General features: G+C 73.2%; 15 protein-coding genes. 8 read left to right on the plus strand and 7 right to left on the minus strand.

Annotation, left to right across the window (positions count from 1 at the left end; genetic code table 11):
• Positions 1–570: 570 nt before the first annotated feature.
• The 6 genes from mmsB to AB0B02_RS07025 all read right to left on the minus strand — a co-directional run bounded on the left by mmsB (position 571) and on the right by AB0B02_RS07025 (position 9624).
• Positions 571–1821 (minus strand): multiple monosaccharide ABC transporter permease, encoded by a 1251-nt coding sequence (gene mmsB, locus AB0B02_RS07000; protein ID WP_357297612.1) that lies wholly within the window; start codon positions 1819–1821, stop codon positions 571–573.
• Entirely contained in the window at positions 1818–3356 is a 1539-nt protein-coding gene (gene mmsA, locus AB0B02_RS07005) for a multiple monosaccharide ABC transporter ATP-binding protein (protein WP_281942154.1), read from the minus strand. Before mmsA ends, mmsB begins: the two co-directional genes overlap by 4 nt.
• An 84-nt stretch (positions 3357–3440) precedes the next feature.
• Positions 3441–4580, minus strand: coding sequence for a multiple monosaccharide ABC transporter substrate-binding protein (chvE, locus tag AB0B02_RS07010; protein ID WP_281942156.1), 1140 nt, complete (start codon positions 4578–4580; stop codon positions 3441–3443).
• 197 nt (positions 4581–4777) lie between these two features.
• The gene (locus AB0B02_RS07015) at positions 4778–6103 is read right to left on the minus strand and encodes a PHB depolymerase family esterase (protein ID WP_281942158.1); all 1326 of its coding nucleotides are present in this window, start codon (positions 6101–6103) and stop codon (positions 4778–4780) included.
• Between the two features lie 83 nt (positions 6104–6186).
• Positions 6187–7557 carry an endo-1,4-beta-xylanase gene (locus AB0B02_RS07020; protein WP_357297616.1) on the minus strand — a complete coding sequence of 457 codons (1371 nt, stop codon included), beginning with the start codon at positions 7555–7557 and terminating at the stop codon, positions 6187–6189.
• Between the two features lie 189 nt (positions 7558–7746).
• Positions 7747–9624, minus strand: a complete 1878-nt coding sequence (locus AB0B02_RS07025) for a BTAD domain-containing putative transcriptional regulator (RefSeq protein ID WP_357297619.1) — start codon at positions 9622–9624, stop codon at positions 7747–7749.
• 137 nt (positions 9625–9761) lie between these two features.
• Between AB0B02_RS07025 and AB0B02_RS07030 the strand changes: the two genes are divergently transcribed.
• Positions 9762–10685: a hypothetical protein gene (locus AB0B02_RS07030; RefSeq protein ID WP_281942163.1), complete on the plus strand. Its 924-nt coding sequence runs from the start codon at positions 9762–9764 to the stop codon at positions 10683–10685.
• On the opposite strand, the gene AB0B02_RS07035 is transcribed toward AB0B02_RS07030, so the two are convergent.
• Positions 10649–12523: a BTAD domain-containing putative transcriptional regulator gene (locus tag AB0B02_RS07035; RefSeq protein WP_281942165.1), complete on the minus strand. Its 1875-nt coding sequence runs from the start codon at positions 12521–12523 to the stop codon at positions 10649–10651. The genes AB0B02_RS07030 and AB0B02_RS07035 overlap by 37 nt on opposite strands.
• Before the next feature lie 186 nt (positions 12524–12709).
• Between AB0B02_RS07035 and AB0B02_RS07040 the strand changes: the two genes are divergently transcribed.
• The 7 genes from AB0B02_RS07040 to AB0B02_RS07070 form a co-directional block, all read left to right on the plus strand.
• Positions 12710–13642 carry an STM4015 family protein gene (locus AB0B02_RS07040; RefSeq protein WP_281942167.1) on the plus strand — a complete coding sequence of 311 codons (933 nt, stop codon included), beginning with the start codon at positions 12710–12712 and terminating at the stop codon, positions 13640–13642.
• A gap of 22 nt (positions 13643–13664) precedes the next feature.
• Positions 13665–14771 (plus strand): STM4014 family protein, encoded by a 1107-nt coding sequence (locus AB0B02_RS07045; protein WP_281942169.1) that lies wholly within the window; start codon positions 13665–13667, stop codon positions 14769–14771.
• Entirely contained in the window at positions 14759–15562 is an 804-nt protein-coding gene (locus AB0B02_RS07050) for an STM4013/SEN3800 family hydrolase (protein WP_281942171.1), read from the plus strand. Before AB0B02_RS07045 ends, AB0B02_RS07050 begins: the two co-directional genes overlap by 13 nt.
• The gene (locus AB0B02_RS07055) at positions 15559–16884 is read left to right on the plus strand and encodes an STM4012 family radical SAM protein (protein WP_281942173.1); all 1326 of its coding nucleotides are present in this window, start codon (positions 15559–15561) and stop codon (positions 16882–16884) included. Before AB0B02_RS07050 ends, AB0B02_RS07055 begins: the two co-directional genes overlap by 4 nt.
• On the plus strand, positions 16881–17750 hold the full coding sequence (locus tag AB0B02_RS07060; RefSeq protein ID WP_281942176.1) for an STM4011 family radical SAM protein: 870 nt from the start codon (positions 16881–16883) through the stop codon (positions 17748–17750). The genes AB0B02_RS07055 and AB0B02_RS07060 overlap by 4 nt, the downstream gene beginning before the upstream one ends.
• A 270-nt stretch (positions 17751–18020) precedes the next feature.
• Entirely contained in the window at positions 18021–19469 is a 1449-nt protein-coding gene (locus AB0B02_RS07065; RefSeq protein ID WP_281942178.1) for an arabinofuranosidase catalytic domain-containing protein, read from the plus strand.
• Positions 19470–19529: 60 nt separating this feature from the next.
• A partial coding sequence (locus AB0B02_RS07070) for an arabinofuranosidase catalytic domain-containing protein (RefSeq protein ID WP_357297628.1) occupies positions 19530–20660 on the plus strand: 1131 nt, incomplete at its 3' end.

Here is a 20660-nt window from a genome sequence, read left to right on the forward strand (position 1 = left end):
CACCTCCGCGCAACGGCTGCGTAACGGAGCCGACGGCGACACTCCGCCCTCCGCCGTCGGCGCGGGGACCGGCCCGCCCAGGTCGACGGGAGATCCACCACGGACGCCGGCGACCGACGGTCGACACCCGGACGAGGCTCATTGTTAGCGACAACAATCGATACCCCGAGGGCCGATGAGCGAGCGGATCGGGCAGCGACCCGAAGGGATGTCCGGAGACCCGCCGCGACGCCCCGCAGAAGCGCTCTCAACGGCCTGTTTCCGACCCGACCGGCGGCCGGAGGGCCGCCCGGGCGACCATGCCGCGACGGGCACAATGATTTACACAGTTTGATGTCAGCGATAACATTTCTGACCGCGCCGTGCCGCTGTGCGCCCCGGACGGACGACCCGGCAGCGCCCTCGGAGGGACGGCCGGGGCCGCGGCGGGTGGCCGATCCGGTCGGGCGCCGGCGCGGGTGTGGACAGTTGACATCGGACGCGGAACGACACGACAACTGCCGGCCGCCGCGGGTGCACGACGGCGACCGGTTGGCCGGCCGGACGGCGCACCCCCGTCCGGCCGGCCGCTCACCGGCTGCCCGCGGCCCGGCGCTTGTTCCAGATGTCGAACGCCACCGCGGCGAGCAGCACCAGCCCCTTCACCACCGACTGGATCGACTGGTCGATGCCCATGAGCTGCATGCCGTTGCTCATCACCGCCATGATCAGGCCACCCACCATCGCGCCGACCACGGTGCCCACCCCACCGGTGACCGCCGCGCCGCCGATGAAGGCCGCCGCGATGGCGTCCAGCTCGAACATGTTCCCCGCCGCCGGCTGGGCCCCGTTGGAGCGCGACGAGTAGATCACGCCGGCCACCGCGGAGAGGAAGCCCATGTTGACGAAGACCCAGAAGTTGACCGTCTTCACCCGCACGCCGGACAGCGTCGCCGCCGGCAGGTTGCCGCCGATCGCGTAGACCTGGCGACCGAAGACGGTACGGCGGGTGAGCAGGCCGTAGACGAGTACCAGCACGGCCAGGACGATCAGCACGATCGGCAGGCCCCGGGCGTGCGCGAGCTGCCAGGCGAACCACATGACGACGGCGCCGACCACCGCCACCCGCAGCACGAAGAGCGGGAACGACTCCACCGGCTGCTCGTGGCGGACCCGGGCCAGCCGGGTCCGGAACACGCTCGCCGCGTACCCCACCACCGCGAAGACGCCGATGAACAGCGTGAACGCGTCGAAGCCCTGCCCACCGAGCAAACCGTTGAGGAAGCCGGCCGCGACCCGCTGGTACTCGGCCGGGAACGGCGACAGCGAGATGTTGTCCAGCACCCGCAGCGTCAGGCCACGGAACAACAGCATGCCGGCCAGCGTGACGATGAACGCCGGGATGCCGGCGTACGCGACCCAGAGACCGTGCCAGGCGCCCACCGCGACGCCCACGGCGAGCGCGGCGAGGATGCCGACCCACCACGGCATGCCCTCCCGGATCACCAGCACGGCGGAGACCGCGCCGGTCAGCGCCACCACCGACCCGACGGACAGGTCGATGTGCCCGCCGATGATCACGATGACCATGCCGATCGCGAGCACCAGGATGTAGGAGTACTGAAGAACGATGTTGGTGAGGTTGCCGGGGCTCAGCGAGACGCCGTCGGTGAGGATCGCGAACAGCGCGACGATCACCACCAGGGCGATGTAGATGCCGCTCTGCCGCAGGTTGCCGAGGATCAGCGTCCGCGGGTCACTGGTCCCGGTCTTCAGGGTGGCAGCCGCGCCGGCGTCGGGCGCGTCGACCTTCGGGGAGGTGGCGGGCTTCGTGCTGGTCATCCGACGAGATCCCTGTCCTTGGTCATGAGTTCCATCAGGTTCTCCTGGGTGGCGTCGCCCACCGGCACCTCGCCGGTGATCCGGCCGGCCGCCAGGGTGTAGATGCGGTCGCACATGCCGAGCAGCTCGGGCAGCTCGGAGGAGATGATGACGACGGCCTTGCCGTCCGCCACCAGGCGGTTGACGATCGTGTAGATCTCGAACTTCGCCCCGACGTCGATGCCCCGGGTCGGCTCGTCGAGGATCAGCACGTCCGGGTCGGTGAACAGCCACTTCGCCAGCACGACCTTCTGCTGGTTGCCGCCGGAGAGCTTGCCCACCACCGACATGACGCTCGGCGCCTTGATGTTCATGTCGCGCCGGCCCCGCTCGGCGACCGTGATCTCCGCGTTGCCGTCGATCCAGCCGTTGCGCGCGAGCTTGCCGAGCGCGGCGGCCGAGATGTTGCCCCGCACGTCGTCGATCAGGTTGAGGCCGTAGTGCTTGCGGTCCTCGGTCGCGTACGCGATGCCGGCGGCGATCGCCTCGGCCACCGTGCGGGGCCGCACCTGGCGGCCGTTGACGAAGACCCGGCCGGTGATGTCCCGGCCGTACGCCCGGCCGAACACGCTCATCGCCAGCTCGGTGCGGCCGGCGCCCATCAGGCCGGCGATGCCGACCACCTCGCCGGCGCGGACCGTGAGTGAGGCGTGGTCCACCACCAGCCGGTCCTGGGTCGGGTGGCGCACCGTCCAGTCCTCGATCCGCAGCACCTCGGCACCGGGCGTCGACGTCCGGGTCGGGTAGAACGCCGCGAGGTCGCGACCGACCATGCCGCGGATGATCCGGTCCTGGGTCGCCGTGCCGTCGCCCATGTCCAGCGTCTCGACCGTGCGGCCGTCCCGGATCACGGTCGTCGAGTCCGCGACCGCGGTGATCTCGCCCAGCTTGTGCGAGATCATGATGCAGGTGATGCCCTGGTCGCGGAGCCGCCGCAGCAGGTCCAGCAGGTGCGCCGAGTCGACGTCGTTGAGCGCCGCGGTCGGCTCGTCCAGGATGAGCAGCCGCACCTTCTTGGACAGCGCCTTGGCGATCTCCACCAACTGCTGCTTGCCCACCCCGAGCTGGATCACCGGGGTCACCGGGTTCTCGTGCAGCCCGACCGAGCGCAGCAGCGCCGCGGCCTCCGCGTTGGTCCGGTGCCAGTCGATCAGCCCGGCGCGACCACGGCGCTCGTTGCCGAGGAAGATGTTCTCGGCGATCGACAGGTACGGCACCAGCGCCAGCTCCTGGTGGATGATGACGATGCCGTGGGACTCGCTGTCCCGGATGCCCCGGAACCCGACCGGCTCGCCGTCGAGGACGATCTGCCCGTCGTAGCTGCCGGTCGGGTACACCCCGGACAACACCTTCATCAGGGTGGACTTGCCGGCGCCGTTCTCGCCGCAGATCGCGTGGATCTCGCCGCGCCGGACGGCGAGCGAGACGTCCTGGAGCGCGGCCACTCCGGGAAAGGTCTTCGTGATGTTCCGCATTTCGAGGATGTGATCGCTCATGGAAACCGTCCTGCTCGTGGCCGTCGCGTCGGTGCGCCGGCGGGCCCGGCGACAGGTGCGTCACCGGGCCCGCCGGAGAGCGGCTCAGCCGGCCCGACCGGCGGCGACCTCCTCGGCGGTCAGGTAGCCGGAGTCGATCAGCGCCGACTTGATGTCGTCCTTGTAGACGGTCTGCACCGGCAGCAGGAACGCGGGCACGACCTTGACGCCGTTGTCGTACGCCTTGGTGTCGTTCGCCTTGGGCTCCTGCTTCTTGAGGAACGCCTCGGCGGCGACCACGGCCTGGTCGGCGAGCAGGCGGGTGTCCTTGAACACGGTCGAGCTCTGCACGCCGTCGTTGATGAGCTTGACGGAGGCGACCTCGGCGTCCTGGCCGGTGATCACCGGCATCTTCTTGGCCCCGCCGCGGTAGCCGGCGTTCTGCAGGGCGGTGATGATGCCCCGGGAGATGCCGTCGAACGGCGACAGCACGCCGTCGACCTTGCTGCCGTCGTTGTAGCTGGAGGTGAGCACATCCTCCATCCGCTTCTGCGCGGTCTCCTGCTGCCAGCGCAGGATGGCGATCTGCTCGATCTTCGTCTGACCCGACTTCACCTTCAACGTGCCGGCCTCGAAGTACGGCTTGAGCGTGTCCATCGCGCCGTTGAAGAAGAAGTGGGCGTTGTTGTCGTCGAGCGAGCCGGCGAACAACTCCACGTTGAACGGGCCGGTCGCGCTGCCCTTCGAGCCGTCCTTGTTCTGCAGCCCGAGGCCGACCAGGAGCGCGTTGGCCTGCGCCACGCCGACCTTGTAGTTGTCGAAGCTGACGTAGAAGTCGACGTTCGGGCTGTTGCGGATGAGCCGGTCGTAGGAGATGACCGGGATCTTCGCCGCCGCGGCGGCCTGGAGCTGACCGCTGAGCGCGGTGCCGTCGATCGGGGCGATCACCAGCACGTCCGCGCCCTGCGTGATCATCTGGTCGATCTGCTGCGACTGGGTGGGGATCTCGTCGCCGGCGTACTGCAGGTCGACCTTGTAGCCCTTGGCCTGGAGCTTCTCCTTCACCGAGTTGCCGTCGGCGATCCACCGCTCCGAGGTCTGGGTCGGCATCGAGACGCCGATGGTCAGGTCGCCGGGCTTGGCCGAGCTGGTGTCCCCGCCGCCACCCGCGCCCTCACCACTGCATGCGGCCAGGCTGACGGCGATCGCGACGCCACCGAGCGCGGCCAGAAATCGTCTGCGCACGAGCTTCCTCTCCCCTGCGTACTCACGGACCCACGGATAACCCTCCTCGGAGTGTTAACGCTCACAAGATTCACCGTCAACCGATGACGGGAAATGCGCATGTCTCGGTCTCGTAACAAGGCTCGGCTACGGCCGGCCGGTTCGCCCGCGGTGTCCGGCGGCGCGACGACGGATCGTCGCGCCGCCGGAGACGTGCCTCAGAGGGCGGCGCAGGTCGGGGTCAGCCCCGACGCGCTACCGGTGCCCTGGAACCCGAACTCGGTGCTCTGACCGGCCCCGAGCTGGCCGTTGTAGTCCACATTCGCGAACCGCACCGTGCCGGTGCTACCACTGGCGGTCGCACTCCACGTGTTCGTCACACTCGCCCCACCGGGCAACGTCAGACTCACCGCCCAACTCCGCGTACCGGCCGAACCCGCCGTCACCTTCACCGTCGCCACGAACCCACCGGTCCACGAGTTCAGCGACACCGACGCCGAACACGCACCCGGCACCGGCGGCGCCGGCGTCGTCGGACTCGGCGGCGGCGTGGTCGGGCTGGGCGGCGGGGTGGTCGGGCTGGGCGGCGGCGTGGTCGGGCTCGGCGGCGGGGTGGTCGCCCCGGTGCCGTCGAAGCCGAGGAACCGCACCGCCTGGGCGGCGTCGAACGGAATCGAGTGGCCGTAGCCCTGGAAGCTGATCGCCTCGACCGGCGGCGTCCCACCGGTGCCGCCGTAGCGGGTCCGGGTGGCGCTGGCCTGCGGGTAGTCCGTCATGCTCGGGGTCTGCGAGACACCCAGCACGTTCGTCCACTGCTTGATCTGCTCGCCGAAGTTGACGTAGCTCAGCGTGGTGTCCGTGGTGCCGTGCCAGATCTGCATGCGGGGACGCCGGCCGGTGTAGCCGGGGTACGCGTTGCGGACCAGGTCACCCCACTGCTGCGGGGTCTTGGTGATCCGCCCGCCGGAGCACTCGCTGTTCCACTCCGAGCCGTTGGTGGTGGCGAAGCAGCCGAACGGCACGCCCGACGAGCTGACCCCGGCGTGGAAGACGTCCGGGTACACGCCGGCCATCACGTTGGTCATCATGGCGCCGGACGAAGCGCCGGCGACGCCGATGCGGGCCGGGTCGACCGGGTAGCGGCCCGTCACGTAGTCGATCATCGACTTGAGACCGACCGGGTCGCTGCCGCCACCGCGCCGCAGCGCCTGCGGCGACGACACGTCCCAGCACTTGCTGCTGCGGGTCACCGACGGGTAGATCACGATGAACCCGTAGCGGTCGGCCAGCGGGCTGTAGCCGGAGCCGGTGTGCATGGCCGGACCGCTGCCGGTGCAGTAGTGCAGGACCAGCAGCAGGGCCGGCCGGGCCGGGAGCCGGTCCGGCACGTACAGGTGCATCTGTAGGTTTGTCGGGTTGGTGCCGAAGTTTGTCACCTGGGTGAGCGCGGCGGCGGACGCCGGGCCGGCGGCGCTGACGACGGCGACCGCCGTCGTCAGCGCCGTCGCCAGCACGGCCGCGAACAGCGCGATCTTGGCTCTCATCGACGGTTCCTCCAAGGCGGGGGGGACGGGAGGGAGGCCGCCGGCCCGGCCCACGGTGCGCGCGGGCCGGGCCGACGACGGGCTCAGAGGGCGGCGCAGGTCGGGGTCAGCCCCGACGCGCTACCGGTGCCCTGGAACCCGAACTCGGTGCTCTGACCGGCCCCGAGCTGGCCGTTGTAGTCCACATTCGCGAACCGCACCGTGCCGGTGCTACCACTGGCGGTCGCACTCCACGTGTTCGTCACACTCGCCCCACCGGGCAACGTCAGACTCACCGCCCAACTCCGCGTACCGGCCGAACCCGCCGTCACCTTCACCGTCGCCACGAACCCACCGGTCCACGAGTTCAGCGACACCGACGCCGAACACGCACCCGGCACCGGCGGCGCCGGCGTCGTCGGACTCGGCGGCGGCGTGGTCGGGCTGCCCGGCGTGGTCGGCGGCGGGGTGTTGGACCCTCCCGCGTTGAGCGCGTTCAGCACCGACGTGTACGCGGCCTTCTTGTTGCCGGCGCAGTCGAAGAGCAGCGCGTTGTCCGAGCCGCGCCACGAGTCGCAGTCCCGCACGCCCCACACCGTGATGCCGGTGCAGCGCGACACCGCCATGCAGGACCGGGTGACCGTGCCGAAGATGTTCGCCTGGTTGCCGCCGGTCATCACGTCCAGCTCGGTGATCTGCACGTCCACGCCGAGGTCGGCGAAGCGCTGGAGGTTGGCCTGGTAGTCGCCCGGAATCGTGGTGCCCAGGTGCGACTGGAAGCCGACGCAGTCGATCGGCACGCCCCGGGACTTGAAGTCCCGCACCATGTTGTAGACGCCCGTCGACTTCGCGTTGACCCCGTCGGTGTTGTAGTCGTTGTAGCAGAGCTTCGCGCCCGGGTCGGCGGCCCGTGCGGCCCGGAAGGCCGCCTCGATCCAGTCGTTGCCGGTGCGCTGGAGGTTGGAGTCGCGGCGCCCACCGCTGCCACCGTCGGCGAACGCCTCGTTGACCACGTCCCAGGCGTAGATCTGGCCACGGAAGTGCGTGGCGACCTGGGTGACGTGGTTGATCGCGGCGTTGCGCAGCGCGGTGCCGGACAGGCCCTGCGCCCAGCTCGGCTGCTGGGCGTGCCAGAGCAGGGTGTGGCCGCGCACGCTCATCCCGTTGGCCCGGGCGTGGCTGACCAGCCGGTCACCGCCGGTGTAGCTGAACCGCCCCTGCTGGGGCTCGGTGGCGTCCCACTTCATCTCGTTCTCGGGCACCACGGAGTTGAACTCGCGGTTCAGCACCGTCACGTACGTGTTGTCGGACAGCTTGCCGGTGGCGACCGCGGCGCCGAAGTAGCGCCCCTTCTCGGCCGCCGACGCGCCCAGGGTCGTGCCGGCGCTGGCGTGGGGCGCCAGCGCCACCGCCATGCCGGCGGCTAGCGCGCCGGCCAGCAGGCTGGTGGACAGCAGGGCTCTCATGGGTCTCATGCGGATTCCTCTTCCGGGGTTGCAGCGGTGGTGGTGCGAGACCTCGTCCCGCCTCGACGGCGGTGCCGAGGGTCCGGCCAGCGCGGCTCGCCCGGTGAGCCTTGCGGTGCCTGTGCCCTGCCATCGACTGTGAGCGATAACATGCGGCACGTCAAGACGCGGACCGCAGCCGGCTGCGGCCGACGCCGGCTAGCCCGCCCCGCCCGAGGGCGCCGGCACGGCGCCGGAGCGGCCCGGCTCGGCGGCGAGCAGCCGGGCGGCGAACTGGTGCACGGTGCGCAGCATCGTGTACCGGGGACGCGCCGCGTGGTGCCGGGCCGTCAACAACGACTTCGCCACCAGCCCGTCGAGCACCACCCGGGTACCCGGTCGCCACCGGGGCGCGACGCCGCAGACCCGGTCCACCTCGTCCAGGCCGAAGAGCCGGGGCAGCCCACCGAGGCGGACGAAGCACCAGCGCTCGGCCGGAGTCAGGCAGTCGAGGCTGCGGTGCAGCGCGGCGGACAGCGACCGCCCGGACACCGGCTGCCCGGGCCGTCGGGGCGGCTCCAGGGTGGCGAGCGGGTTGTCCAGGTGGCGCAGCAGCTCGTCCAGGGTCCGGTCGGCCATCCGTTCGGCGGCCAGCTCGACGGCGAGCGGCAGCCGGTCGACCAGGCCGCAGATGGTGGCCACCGTGCCGACCTCCTCGACCCCCAGCTCGAAGCCGGGTCGGGCCCGGGCGGCCCGGCGGGCGAACAGCTGCACGGCGGGCATGCCGCGTACCCCGTCCGGGCCGGTGGTCAGCGCCGGCAACGGCGGCAGGCGCCACACCGACTCGTAGGGCAGGCCGAGCGGCTCGCGCGAGGTGACCAGCACGGTGACCCGACGCCCGGCCCGCACCACGTCGTGCACCAGGCCGGCGCAGGTGTCGGTGAGACGGTCGACGTTGTCCAGCACCAGCAGCAGGTGCCGGTCGGCCAGCAGCCGGGCCACGGGTGCCGGGTCCGGGCCGGCCCGGCGGACGCGGCGACGGACCGCCCGCAACGCGTCGGCCGGGGTACGGGCGGCGGCGAGGTCGACGGTGACGACGCCGTCGGCGTACCCCTCGCCGGCCCGCTGCGCGACGGCGGCGGCGAGCGCCGACTTGCCCCCGCCCGCCGGCCCGGCGACGGTGACCACCCGCTGCTCGGCGAGCAGGCCGGACAACGCGGCGAGGTCGGCCTCCCGGCCGATCAGGTCCGCGTCGTCCCGGGCCGGGTCCGGTCCGGACGGTCTCCCGCCGGCCGCGTCGCGGGCCGGCGGAGGCGTCCCGGGTCGGCGCGGCGCGGGACCGCGTCGCAGCTCACGGCCGGCGGCGGCCAGTTCCGGGCCGGGTTCGATGCCCAGTTCGGCGGTGAGCCGGGCGGTGATCTCGGCGAGCCGGTCCCGGGCGGTCGCCCGCCGGCCGGTCCGCGCCAGCACGCTGACGTGCCCGGCCTGCACGGCCTCGTGCAGCGGCTCGGCGGTGGCGAGCCGTGCCGCGACGGCCAGCACCTCGTCCGGCCGGTCGAGGTCCAGACCGAGACGGACCAGATCGAGGCCGGCGTTGACCCATTCCCGGCGGAGCGCGGCGACCGTCTCCGACCCCGGCAGCAGCGCGCGCAGGTCGGCCAGGTCGGGATCGGACCAGCCGGCGACCGCGGCGGTCAGCAGCGCGAACGCGGTCGTCCGGTGGGCTCGGCGCGCCAGGACGCGGGCCGCCTCGGTGAGCCGCCGGAACCGGGGCAGGTCGACCTGGTCCGGGTGGAGCTGGAGGCGGTACGCCCGGGGCGCGGAGACGATCACGTTGGTACGGGCGTGCCGGGGCGACGCCGGCTCCAGCGCGCGCCGCAACCGCGCCACGTAGGTGTGCAGGAGACGGCTCCCGCTGGGCGGCGGACGGTCGCCCCACAGCGACCGGGCGAGTGTCTCGATCGGGAGGTTCTCCCCGACGTGCAGGGCCAGCAACGCCAGCAACGCGCGCTGCTTCGACGGACCGAGCGCCACCGGCGTGCCGCCGTCGTGGACCCGGACCGCGCCGAGCACGGTGACGGAGAAGTGACGTTCCACGGACCGGTGATTCCCTCCCCTGACCGCTCCCTGTCTGCGCGTCAAGAATGCTGCATACCGCTCGTGCCACGCTTCTTCGTGTTTGCCGGCCCGGCGCGGAACTCTCGGCCCGGACGCGGACCAGGGGAGGATCGTCAATGACCACACTCGCCAGACCCACCGCCAACCGCCCGCTCACCCGGGACCGCCGCCCGATCGCCGCGGTGGTGGCCGTGGCCGGGGGCCTGCTGCTCGCCATGCTCTGGTCGTTCGAGCTGGTCGACCACGTGATCGGTGACTCCGTCGCCAACTCCGTGCTCGGCACCGACGCCAAGCAGACCGTGATCGGCGGGTCCGCGGCCGGCGCCCTGTTCGCCTTCGTCTCCGGCTTCGCCGGCACGTTCACCGCCTGCAACATCGCCGTGTTCGGCGCGCTGCCGGACGTTGCCGGCCGGGCCGACGGGTCGCGCCGGGGGCGCGTCGCCGCCGTGCTGGCGCCGCTGGGCTGGCTGGCGCTCGGGCTGGTGTCGGTGGCCGCGGTGTACGGCTTCGTGGCCGTGCTGATCGGGTCCCGGCTCCCCCAGCTCTCCACGGCCACCGTCGGCTCCGGCTTCCCGGTCCGGCTGGTGCAGGCGTCCGTGGTGTTCGGGCTGATCGGGCTGGCGTTCGCCGCGCTCGGCCTGGCGGCGCTGGGGCTGCTCCCGGACCCGTTCGCCAACCGGCCCACGGCCCGCCTGGTGACGCTCGGCGCCCTGGTCGGCGGCTTCCTGGTCGGGCGGCCGTACCCGCTGTTCCACAAGCTGCTGGAGCAGGCGGTGGACAGTCACAACCCGTTCTACGGCGCGCTGGCGCTCGTCCTCCAGTCGCTGGGCAACATCCTGGTGATGGTCGTGCTGGCGCTGCTGCTGGTGCTGGGCACGCGCGGCGGCGTACAGCGGTGGTTGTCCCGGCCCGGCCGGGCCGGCCTGCTGGTCGGCGTCGCGCTGCTGGTGCTCGGCGCGTTCCTGGTCTTCTACTGGGACGTGCGGCTGCCCGCCAAGTTCGGCTACGGCTGGTTCCCGACCATGCCCTGGAACGCCTGACCGTCGTCCCCGTCGCGCTCACCGGCTGCGGCCACCGCCACGGTGCGCAGCAGCCGGTAGCGGGCGCCGTCCGGGCCAGCGTCCGGCTCCAGCAGGCACTCGTCGGCCAACCGGTCGAGCACGTCGCGCACCTCGCCGCCCGGAACGATGCCGGCGCAGCGCGCGACCGCGTCGTCCGGGGAGAAGCGCAGCTCCCCCCGGGCCAACCGGGCCAGGCACGCCCGGTCGGCCGGGCGCAGCGGGGCCAGGCTGCGCCGCAGCGCCGAGGTGAGCGACCGGTGGTGCCGCGGGTGTCCCCGCCGCCGCGGTCGCAGCAGGCGGAGCGGGTCGGCTACCCGCCGGAGCAAGCCGTCGAGACTGTCGGTGTAGAGGCAGGCGGCGGCGAGTTCCAGGGCCAGCGGCAGCCCGTCCAGCTCGCGGCAGATCCGGGCCACCGTCGGAGCGTCGGCCGGCGACAGGCGGAAACCGGGGCGTACCAGCCGGGCCCGGTCGACGAAGAGGCGCACCGCCGGATTCGCGGCCAGCGTGTCCACGTCCGCCGGCCCGGGCACCGGTAGCGGGCCGAGCCGGAACACCGCCTCGCGGGCCGGCCCGGGCCGGCGGCGGGAGGTGACCAGCACGGCCGTGCGGGGGCAGCGGTGCCGCGCGTACTCGATCATCTCCGCGGCGCGCCCGGCCAGGTGCTCGACGTCGTTGAGCACCAGCAGCATCCGACGCTCCCCCACGACGCGCAGCGGATCGGCGGTGGCCGCCAGCCCCAGCGTCTCGGCGAGCAGGCGCAGCACCGCGCCGCAGTCCTGGGCCTCGGCCGCGTCCACGGCGGCGACGCCGTCCGGGAACACGGCGGCGACCCGTTCGGCGACCGCCAGGCCGGTGGCGGACTTGCCGCAGCCGGCCGGGCCGACGATGGTCACGTGCCGGTGCGCCACCAGCAGCGTCGCGCAGTGTGCGACCTCGGCATCACGGCCGATCAGCGTGCCGACGGCCGGCCCCGGCCCCCGCCAACCGGACGGCCGTGCGGTCCACGGCCGGGCCGGGGCGCCCGACGCCGCCAGGGCCGGGGCGTCCCCGGCGCGCAGCAACGCGGCGTGGATGCGGCGCAGTTCCGAACCGGGCTCCACGCCCAGCTCGGCACGGAGCCGGGCCCGGACGTCGAGGTAGTGGTGCACGGCGGCGGCGCGCTGGCCGCTGCACGCGAGCACCTCCAGGTAGCGGGCCTGCACCGCCTCCTGCAACGGCTCGGCGGCGGCGAGCCGTTCGACCACCGGCACCACCTGCGAGGTCTGCCCCAGGGCGACCGCCACCGAGGCGTACAGCAGGCCGGCGTCGACCCAGGCGGCGCGCAGCGCGGTGACGTGCCGCGGACCGGCCAGCAGGCCGGTGAGGTGGGTGAGCGTCGGGTCCCGCCACAGGTCCAGCGCGGTGGCGAGCAGTTCGAACGCGTCGTCGAGCGCGCCGGCCGCCCGCCGGCTGCGGGCCCGGCCGAGCAGTGCCCGGAACAGGCACGCGTCGACGTCCTCCGGGGGGACGTCGAGTCGGTAGCCGCCGGGCACCGACGCGATGACGTTGGTGCGGGCCCGGGGCGCGGTGTCGGGCTCCAGCGCCTGGCGCAGCCGGGCGACGTACGTCCGGACGAGGTGTGCGCCGCTGTCCGGCGCGTCGTCGCCCCAGAGCGCCTCGGTGAGCGCGCCCAGCAGGACCGGCTGCCGGGGGTGCAGGGCGAGGTAGCCCAGGACCGCGCGTTGGCGGGCGGGACCCAACGGGATCTCCACCGGGCCGCGGAGCGCGGCGACCGGCCCCAGCACCCTGATGCGGACCGGGTCCACGGCAGCGGCCATGTGCGCCTCCCCCCACCGGGAGGCTAGGCGACCGACAGGCGACTGTCCATGACGGAGCGCCACCTGCCGATGACCCACCGCACAACTGGCCGGCATTGCGCACGGCAGGAGTCCGCCGCCCCTGGTCGTGTCGGGGCCGCCTGTTACGGTTCCGCCGCCCTTGCCGCTGCCGCACCGGAGGTTGGTGTGATCAATTCGCACGTCTCGTCGTTCGCCGGGTTGCCGGTCCTGCCGTTCACACCGGGAATGGCGCTGCCGGCGGATCCGTCCGCCGTGGCCTGGCGGTTGGAGGTCGAGGAGTTCGACGCCGACCCGACCGAGTTCGCCGGTCTGGTCCGCGCCCTGCTCGACGAGGTGCCGGCCGAGGCGGTACGCGCCGTGGTGGTGGGCGAGTGGGGCGAGGCGTACGAGCGCCCGCTGCCGGTGGACCTGCTGGTCGACGCGGCGTCGAAGTGGACCGGGCTGCGGGCGGTGTTCCTGGCCGACCTGGTCGCCGAGCAGTGCGAGATCTCCTGGCTGACCCACGGGGACGTCACGCCGCTGCTGGCCGCGTGCCCGGCGCTGGAGGTGCTGTGGATCCGCGGCGCGCAGGGGCTGCGGCTGGAGCCGGTCCGGCACACCGCGCTGCGCGAGCTGCGGATCGAGTCCGGCGGCCTGCCGGCCGAGGTGGTGCGCGCGGTCGCGGCGTGCGACCTGCCGGCGCTGCACCGGCTGGACCTGTGGCTCGGCGTCGCCGACTACGGCGGCGACGCCACCGTGGACGACCTGGCCGCGGTGCTGGCCGGCGACCGGCTGCCGGCGGTGCGGCACCTCGGGCTCTGCAACGCGGAGCACGCCGACGCGATCGCCGCGGCGGTCGCCGACGCGCCGGTCGTCGGCCGGCTGGAGGTCCTCGACCTGTCCATGGGCGTGCTCGGCGACGCCGGCGCGACGGCGCTGCTGGCCGGGCAGCCGCTGACCCACCTGCGCCGGCTCGACCTGCACCACCACTACCTGTCCGAGGAGGTGGCCGCGTCGGTGGTCGCCGCGCTGCCCGGCGTCGAGGTCGACGTCTCCGAACCGCAGACCGCCGACACGTACGACGGTCGGCACTACTACTACACCGCGGTCGGGGAGTGACCGGCGGCGGTGGCGTGCTGACATGCGACTGACCGTGGTGGGCAATCCCGCGAACCGCCGGGTGGCGCTGTTCACGAGCGCGGTGCGCGCCGCGGGGCTGCCCACCCCCACCGTCCTGCCCTGGGCGGACGTGCTGACCGGGGCCGTCCCGCCGCCGGCCGGCGAGCTGGTGCGGGTCGACTCCCCGGGCGAGGATCCGCACGTCGACCGTCTGCTGCGACGGTCGGCCACCGCCGCCCGGCACGGCGAGCTGATCGGCCTCGCCGACGCGTACGCCGGTCTGGTGGCCGGGCTCGACCGGGTCGCCGCCGGGGGCGCGGAGCTGCTGAACCCACCGGCGGACGTCGCGGTGCTCTGCGACAAGCGGCGCTGCCACGCGGTGCTGTCGGCGGCCGGCGTGCCGGTGCCGGCCGCGCTGCCGCCGGTCGGCGGTTCCGCCGGTCCGCCACCGGCCGGCGGTTATGACGCGCTGCGCGAGGCGATGGCGGCGGCCGGGTGGCGTCGGGTGTTCGTCAAGCCGGCGCACGGGTCGTCCGCCGCCGGGGTGCTCGCGCTCGCGGTCGGTCCGCGCGGCGTGCGGGCCGACACCACCGTCGAGCCCACCCCGGACGGGTTGTTCAACTCGCTGCGGGTCCGCCGGCACACCGACGAGGCGACGATCGCCGCGATCGTCGACCGGCTGGCCCCGGACGGCCTGCACGTCGAACGGTGGCTGCCCAAGGCCGGCCTGCGGGACCGGGTGGTCGACGTGCGGGTGCTGGTGGTCGCCGGCCGGCCGACGCACGCGGTGGTGCGCGCCGCCCGGGGCCCGCTGACCAACCTGCACCTCGGCAACGCCCGGGGCGACCTGGCCGAGCTGCGCGCCGCGGCCGGCCCGGCGGGCTGGTCGGCGGCGATGGAGACCTGCGAGCGCGTCGCCGCCTGCTTCGCCGGCTCGCTTCACGTCGGCGTCGACCTGATGTTCCTGACCGGGTGGCGCCGGCACGCGGTCGCCGAGGTGAACGCGTTCGGCGACCTGCTGCCCGGCGTGCTGACCGACGGCCGGGACAGCTACGCCGAACAGGTGCACGCGCTGACCACCGGCCGGTGGCGGCGGTGGCGGGCGGGGGTGGCCGCATGCGCGGCCTGATCGGCAGCCACGACCTGCTCCTGGTCACGCTGGACACGTTGCGCCACGACGTGGCCGCCGAGCTGGCCGCGACGGGGCGGACGCCGCGGCTGGCCCGGGCGCTGCCCGGCGGCCGGTGGGAGCGCCGGCACTCTCCCGCCAGCTTCACCTACGCCGCCCACCACGCGTTCTTCGCCGGCTTCCTGCCCACGCCGACCACGCCGGGGCCGCACGAACGACGGTTCGCGGCGGCGTTCCCGGGCAGCGAGACGGCCGGCGCGGACACCTGGGTGTTCGACGCCCCGGACCTGCCCACCGCGCTCGCCGCGGTCGGGTACCACACGCTCTGCCTGGGCGGGGTCGGTTTCTTCAACCGGCGTACCCCGCTCGGCGCGGTGCTGCCCGGCCTGTTCGCCGAGGCGCACTGGGAGCCGGAGTTCGGCGTCACGTCCCCCACCTGCCTGGACGCCCAGCTCGACCGGCTGGCCGAGGTGCTGGCCCGGGTGCCGGCCGCCCGGCCCTTGTTCACCTTCCTCAACGTCGCCGCGCTGCACCAGCCGAACCGGCACCACCTGCCCGGCGCCGAGACCGACAGCCGGGCCAGCCACGCCGCCGCCCTGGAGTACGTCGACGGCCGGATCGACCGGCTGTTCCGGCTGGTCACCGGTCGCGACCGGCCGGTGTTCACGATCATCTGCTCCGATCACGGCACCGCCTACGGGGAGGACGGCCACACCGGCCACCGGATCGGCCACGACGTGGTGTGGACCGTCCCCTATGCCGACTTCACCCTGCACCCGGGAGAATGGTGACCAGCACCGAACCGAGCCTCGACGGCTCCGCCTACCAGCAGTATCTCTACGCGTACCCGCACAAGACCTCCTACCGGGCGCTGCGGCCCCGGCCCCGGCTGGCCGACGTGTGGCGCGCCGAGGCGCGGGACGCGCTCTTCCTCTACCTGCACGTGCCGTTCTGCGAGATGCGGTGCGGGTTCTGCAACCTGTTCACCCGCGCCAACGCGCCGGCCGAGCAGGTCACCGCGTACCTACGTCAGGTGCGCCGGCAGGCCGGGCGGGTCGCCGAGGCGCTCGGCGCGGACGCCGGGTTCGCCCGCGCCGCGTTCGGCGGCGGCACCCCGACCTACCTCACCGCCGACGAGCTGACCGCGTTGTTCGCCGTCGCCACCGAGACACTCGGCGCGCGCCTGCCGGGCGTACCGCTGTCGGTGGAGACCTCGCCGGCCACCGCGACGCCGGACCGGCTCGCGGTGCTCGCCGCACACGGCACCACCCGGGTGAGCATCGGCGTGCAGAGCTTCCTCGACGTCGAGGCCCGCGCCGCCGGCCGGCCGCAACGCCGCGCCGAGGTGGAGACCGCGCTGGCCGCGATCCGGGACGCGCGGATCCCGTCGCTGAACATCGACCTGATCTACGGCATCGACGGGCAGACCGCCGACACGTGGCGGCAGAGCCTGGACGCGGCGCTGGCCTGGCGGCCGGAGGAACTGTTCCTCTATCCGCTCTACGTCCGGCCACTGACCGGCCTCGGGCGGCGGACGCACGCCCGCGCCGACTGGGACGCCCAGCGCCTCGCGCTCTACCGGCAGGCGGTGGAGACGCTCGGCGCGGCCGGCTACCGGCAGGAGTCGATGCGCCAGTTCCGCCGGGCCGACGCGCCGGCGCCGGACGGTCCGGGCTACTGCTGCCAGGACGACGGCATGGTCGGACTGGGCTGCGGCGCCCGCTCCTACACCACCGCGTTGCACTACTCCTTCGACTACGCGGTGAGCGTGACGCAGGTGCGCGCGGTGCTCGACGACTACCTCGGCCGTCCCGCCGACGACTTCGCGTACGCCGAGTTCGGTTTCCGGCTGGACGACGCGGAGCAGCGTCGCCGCTGGCTGCTCACGTCGCTGCTGCGCGTCGACGGGGTGGACGCCGACGCCTACCGGGCCCGCTTCGGGCGACGGCCGGTCGACGACTTCCCGCAGCTCGGCCGGCTCGTCGAGCGGGGCTGGGCCACCGACGGCGGGCTGCGGCTCACCGCGGCCGGGCTGGCCCGCTCCGACGCCGTCGGCCCGTGGTTGACCTCCGCCGAGGTCCGACACGCGATGACCGGGTACGCGTTGCGATGACGCTGTCGATCCTCTACCGCGGCCCGCTGGCGAGCTGCAACTACGACTGTCCCTACTGTCCGTTCGCCAAGCGGCAGGACCCGCCGGAGCTGCTGCGCGCCGACCGGGCGGCGCTGGCCCGGTTCACCGGCTGGGTCGCGGCGACCACCGACGTGCGGCTGTCGGTGCTGTTCACGCCGTGGGGCGAGGCGCTGACCCGGCGCTGGTACCGGGACGCGATGGTGTCGCTGTCGCACCTGCCGCACGTGGACCGCGTGGTGGTGCAGACCAATCTCGCCGCCCGCGTCGACTGGCTGGCCGACGCCGACCCCGGCTCGGCCGCGCTCTGGACGACCTACCACCCGGGGCAGGTCGAGCGGGCGCGGTTCCTGGCCCGCTGCGCGCGCCTGACCGAGCTGGGCATCCGCTACTCGGTGGGGGTGGTCGGCCTGCCCGAACACCTCGACGAGGCGCGGGCGCTGCGGGCCGCGTTGCCGCCGGCGGTCTACCTGTGGGTCAACGCGGCCGAGGGTCGCCGTTACGACGCCGAGGAGGAGGCGACCTGGACCGCGCTGGACCCGCACTTCGGCTACAGCGTCCGGCCGCACCTGTCGCTCGGCCGGCCGTGCCACGCCGGGGAGACCGCCGTCTCGGTGCTGGGCGACGGCACGGTCCGCCGCTGCCACTTCATCCCCACCCCGATCGGCAACCTCTACGACGGCTCGTGGCGGGCCGCGCTGAAGCCCCGCGGGTGCGACACGGCGGTCTGCGACTGCCACATCGGGTACGTCCACCTCAAGCCGCTCGGCCTGCGGGAGGTGTTCGCCGGTGGGGTGCTGGAGCGGATCCCGGCCGGCTGGCCGTCGCCGGTCACGACGCCGCGCTGACGGCTGGTCGAAACGGTTCCGCCCATTGACAGGCATCTGATGTTAACGCAAACATTGACGGGTGCCTCTTCGTCGGGGGGCACCGGGAGCTGAGCACATCGCACCGCCGCCGGTCCAGGGCAGACCGGCGCTGCTCGCGTCGGCTGACCGAGGAACGGCAGGGGTCGACAACCGGCCGTTCCCTGCGCGAGGCACACATCATACGAATGATGTGAACGCTAACTTCGCCTCGGTCGGTCGTCACCCCCGCTCACGGACCGGGAGGTCCCCGTGCGACTGACGCACCATCCCCGCCACCGGGCGGCGTTGATCGCCGCCGCCACCACACTCACGCTCACCACCGCCGGCCTCACCGCCACCCAACTGCCCGCCGCGGCCGCCACCGGCTGCGCGGTCAGCTACACCGTCTCCTCGTCCTGGCCCGGCGGGTTCGGGGCGAACGTGTCCGTCACCAACCTCGGCGACCCGGTCAGCAACTGGCGGCTGACCTGGACGTTCGCCGCCGGCCAAACCGTCACCCAGTACTGGAACACCACCATCACCCAGACCGGCGCCGCCGTCACCGCCGCCAACGTCTCCTACAACGGCAACATCCCCACCGGCGGCAGCACCAGCTTCGGCTTCAACGGATCGTGGACCGGCAGCAACCCCGCCCCCACCAGCTTCGCGCTCAACGGCACCACCTGCACCGGCGGCGTCAGCACCCCACCCACCACGACCCCACCACCGACCACGCCGCCACCCACCACCCCACCGCCGACGGGAAACGCGCCATGTGACATCTACGCCGCCGGCGGCACGCCGTGCGTCGCCGCGCACAGCACCACCCGCGCGTTGTTCCGCGCCTACACCGGGCGGCTCTACCAGGTGCGCCGCGCCTCCGACAACACCCCCCGCGACATCAACGCGCTCAGCGCCGGCGGGCCCGCCGACTCCGCCGTACAGGACTCGTTCTGCGCCAACACGAGCTGCCTGATCACGGTCATCTACGACCAGTCCGGCCGGGGCAACGACCTGACGCAGGCGCCGCCCGGCGGGTTCTCCGGCCCCGCTCCGGGTGGGTACGACAACCTCGCCGACGCGAAGGCGGCACCGACCACGGTGCTCGGGCACCGGGCGTACGGGGTGTTCGTGGCGCCCGGCACCGGCTACCGCGACAACAGCACCAACGGCATCGCCAAGGGCGACCAACCCGAGGGCATGTACGCCATCTTCGACGGCACCCACTACAACGGCGGCTGCTGCTTCGACTACGGCAACGCCGAGACCAACAGCCGCGACAACGGCAACGGCACCATGGAAGCCATCTACTTCGGCAACATCAAGGTCTGGGGCTACGGCACCGGCAACGGCCCGTGGATCATGGCGGACCTGGAGAACGGGCTGTTCTCCGGCGTCAACGCCGGTTACAACGCCAACGACCCGTCGATCAGCCACCGCTACCTCACCGCGATCGTCAAGGGCGAGCCGAACCACTGGGCCATCCGGGGTGGCAACGCGCAGTCCGGCGGGCTGTCCACGTTCTACGACGGTAAGCGGCCGAACGTCGCCGGCTACAACCCGATGAAGAAGGAAGGCGCGATCATCCTCGGCATCGGCGGCGACAACAGCCACGGCTCCGCCGGCACGTTCTACGAGGGCGTGATGACCTCCGGCTACCCGACCGACGCCACCGAGAACGCGGTCCAGGCCAACATCACCGCCGCCGGCTACCGCTGACGGCCACCCGTCACCGCCGGCTGACGCCCGGCGGTCCACCACTCAGCAAGGAGATCATCCATGTCCCGTCCCTCCCGGCCGCGGTGGGCGTTCATCGCCGCCGCCGCGCTCACCCTCACCACCGCCGGGCTCACCGGCACCCAGTTCGCGTCCGCCGCCGCCGCCGGCTGCTCCGTCAGCTACACCGTCTCCTCGTCCTGGTCCGGTGGCTTCGGCGCGAACGTGTCCGTCACCAACCTCGGCGACCCGGTCAGCAACTGGCGGCTGACCTGGACGTTCGCCGCCGGCCAAACCGTCACCCAGTACTGGAACACCACCATCACCCAGACCGGCGCCGCCGTCACCGCCGCCAACGTCTCCTACAACGGCAACATCCCCACCGGCGGCAGCACCAGCTTCGGCTTCAACGGATCGTGGACCGGCAGCAACCCGGTGCCCACCAGCTTCGCGCTCAACGGCACCACCTGCACCGGCGGCGTCAGCACACCGCCCACGACGACGCCGCCGACGAGCACCCCACCCACCACGCCGCCACCGAGCACCCCGCCACCGGGCGGCGACGGGCCGTGTGACATCTACGCGGCCGGCGGCACGCCCTGCGTCGCCGCGCACAGCACCACGCGGGCGCTGTTCCGCGCCTACAGCGGGCGGCTCTACCAGGTGCGCCGCGCCTCCGACAACACCACCCGCGACATCACCACGCTCACCGCGGGCGGCCCCGCCAACGCCGCCGCGCAGGACTCGTTCTGCGCCAACACCACCTGCGTCATCACCTGGATCTACGACCAGACGACGCGGGGCAACAACCTCGGCTACCAGGGCGCCGGCGGCATCGGCGGCGCGGTGCAACCGGCCGTGGCGAACCGCGAGGCGATCACGGTCGGCGGCGCGAAGGCGTACTCGCTGTTCATCCCCGGCAACAGCAGCTACTGGCGCGACGGCCACCTGACCGGCGTCCCGACCGGCAGCGCGCCGGAGGGCATGTACATGGTCACCAGCGGCACGCACGTCAACAGCGGCTGCTGCTTCGACTACGGCAACAGCGAGACCACCCGCCGGGCCGACGGCGCCGGCGCGATGGACGCGATCTACTTCGGCACCAGTTGCTGGTTCGGCGGCTGCTCCGGCAGCGGCCCCTGGGTCCAGGCCGACCTGGAGTGGGGTCTCTACCCCGGCGGCAGCCAGACCTGG

Origin of the sequence: Micromonospora sp. NPDC049240 (assembly GCF_040647835.1) — a bacterium.
In the GTDB taxonomy this organism is placed as follows: domain Bacteria; phylum Actinomycetota; class Actinomycetes; order Mycobacteriales; family Micromonosporaceae; genus Micromonospora.

What these genes read in the sequence shown, in the direction of transcription:
- mmsB (WP_357297612.1), bottom strand. Translation starts at nt 1,821, where the DNA reads ATGACCAGCACGAAGCCCGCCACCTCCCCGAAGGTCGACGCGCCCGAC.
- mmsA (WP_281942154.1), bottom strand. Translation starts at nt 3,356, where the DNA reads ATGAGCGATCACATCCTCGAAATGCGGAACATCACGAAGACCTTTCCC.
- AB0B02_RS07015 (WP_281942158.1), bottom strand. Translation starts at nt 6,103, where the DNA reads ATGAGAGCCAAGATCGCGCTGTTCGCGGCCGTGCTGGCGACGGCGCTG.
- AB0B02_RS07020 (WP_357297616.1), bottom strand. Translation starts at nt 7,557, where the DNA reads ATGAGACCCATGAGAGCCCTGCTGTCCACCAGCCTGCTGGCCGGCGCG.
- AB0B02_RS07030 (WP_281942163.1), top strand. Translation starts at nt 9,762, where the DNA reads ATGACCACACTCGCCAGACCCACCGCCAACCGCCCGCTCACCCGGGAC.
- AB0B02_RS07035 (WP_281942165.1), bottom strand. Translation starts at nt 12,523, where the DNA reads ATGGCCGCTGCCGTGGACCCGGTCCGCATCAGGGTGCTGGGGCCGGTC.
- AB0B02_RS07045 (WP_281942169.1), top strand. Translation starts at nt 13,665, where the DNA reads ATGCGACTGACCGTGGTGGGCAATCCCGCGAACCGCCGGGTGGCGCTG.
- AB0B02_RS07050 (WP_281942171.1), top strand. Translation starts at nt 14,759, where the DNA reads ATGCGCGGCCTGATCGGCAGCCACGACCTGCTCCTGGTCACGCTGGAC.
- AB0B02_RS07060 (WP_281942176.1), top strand. Translation starts at nt 16,881, where the DNA reads ATGACGCTGTCGATCCTCTACCGCGGCCCGCTGGCGAGCTGCAACTAC.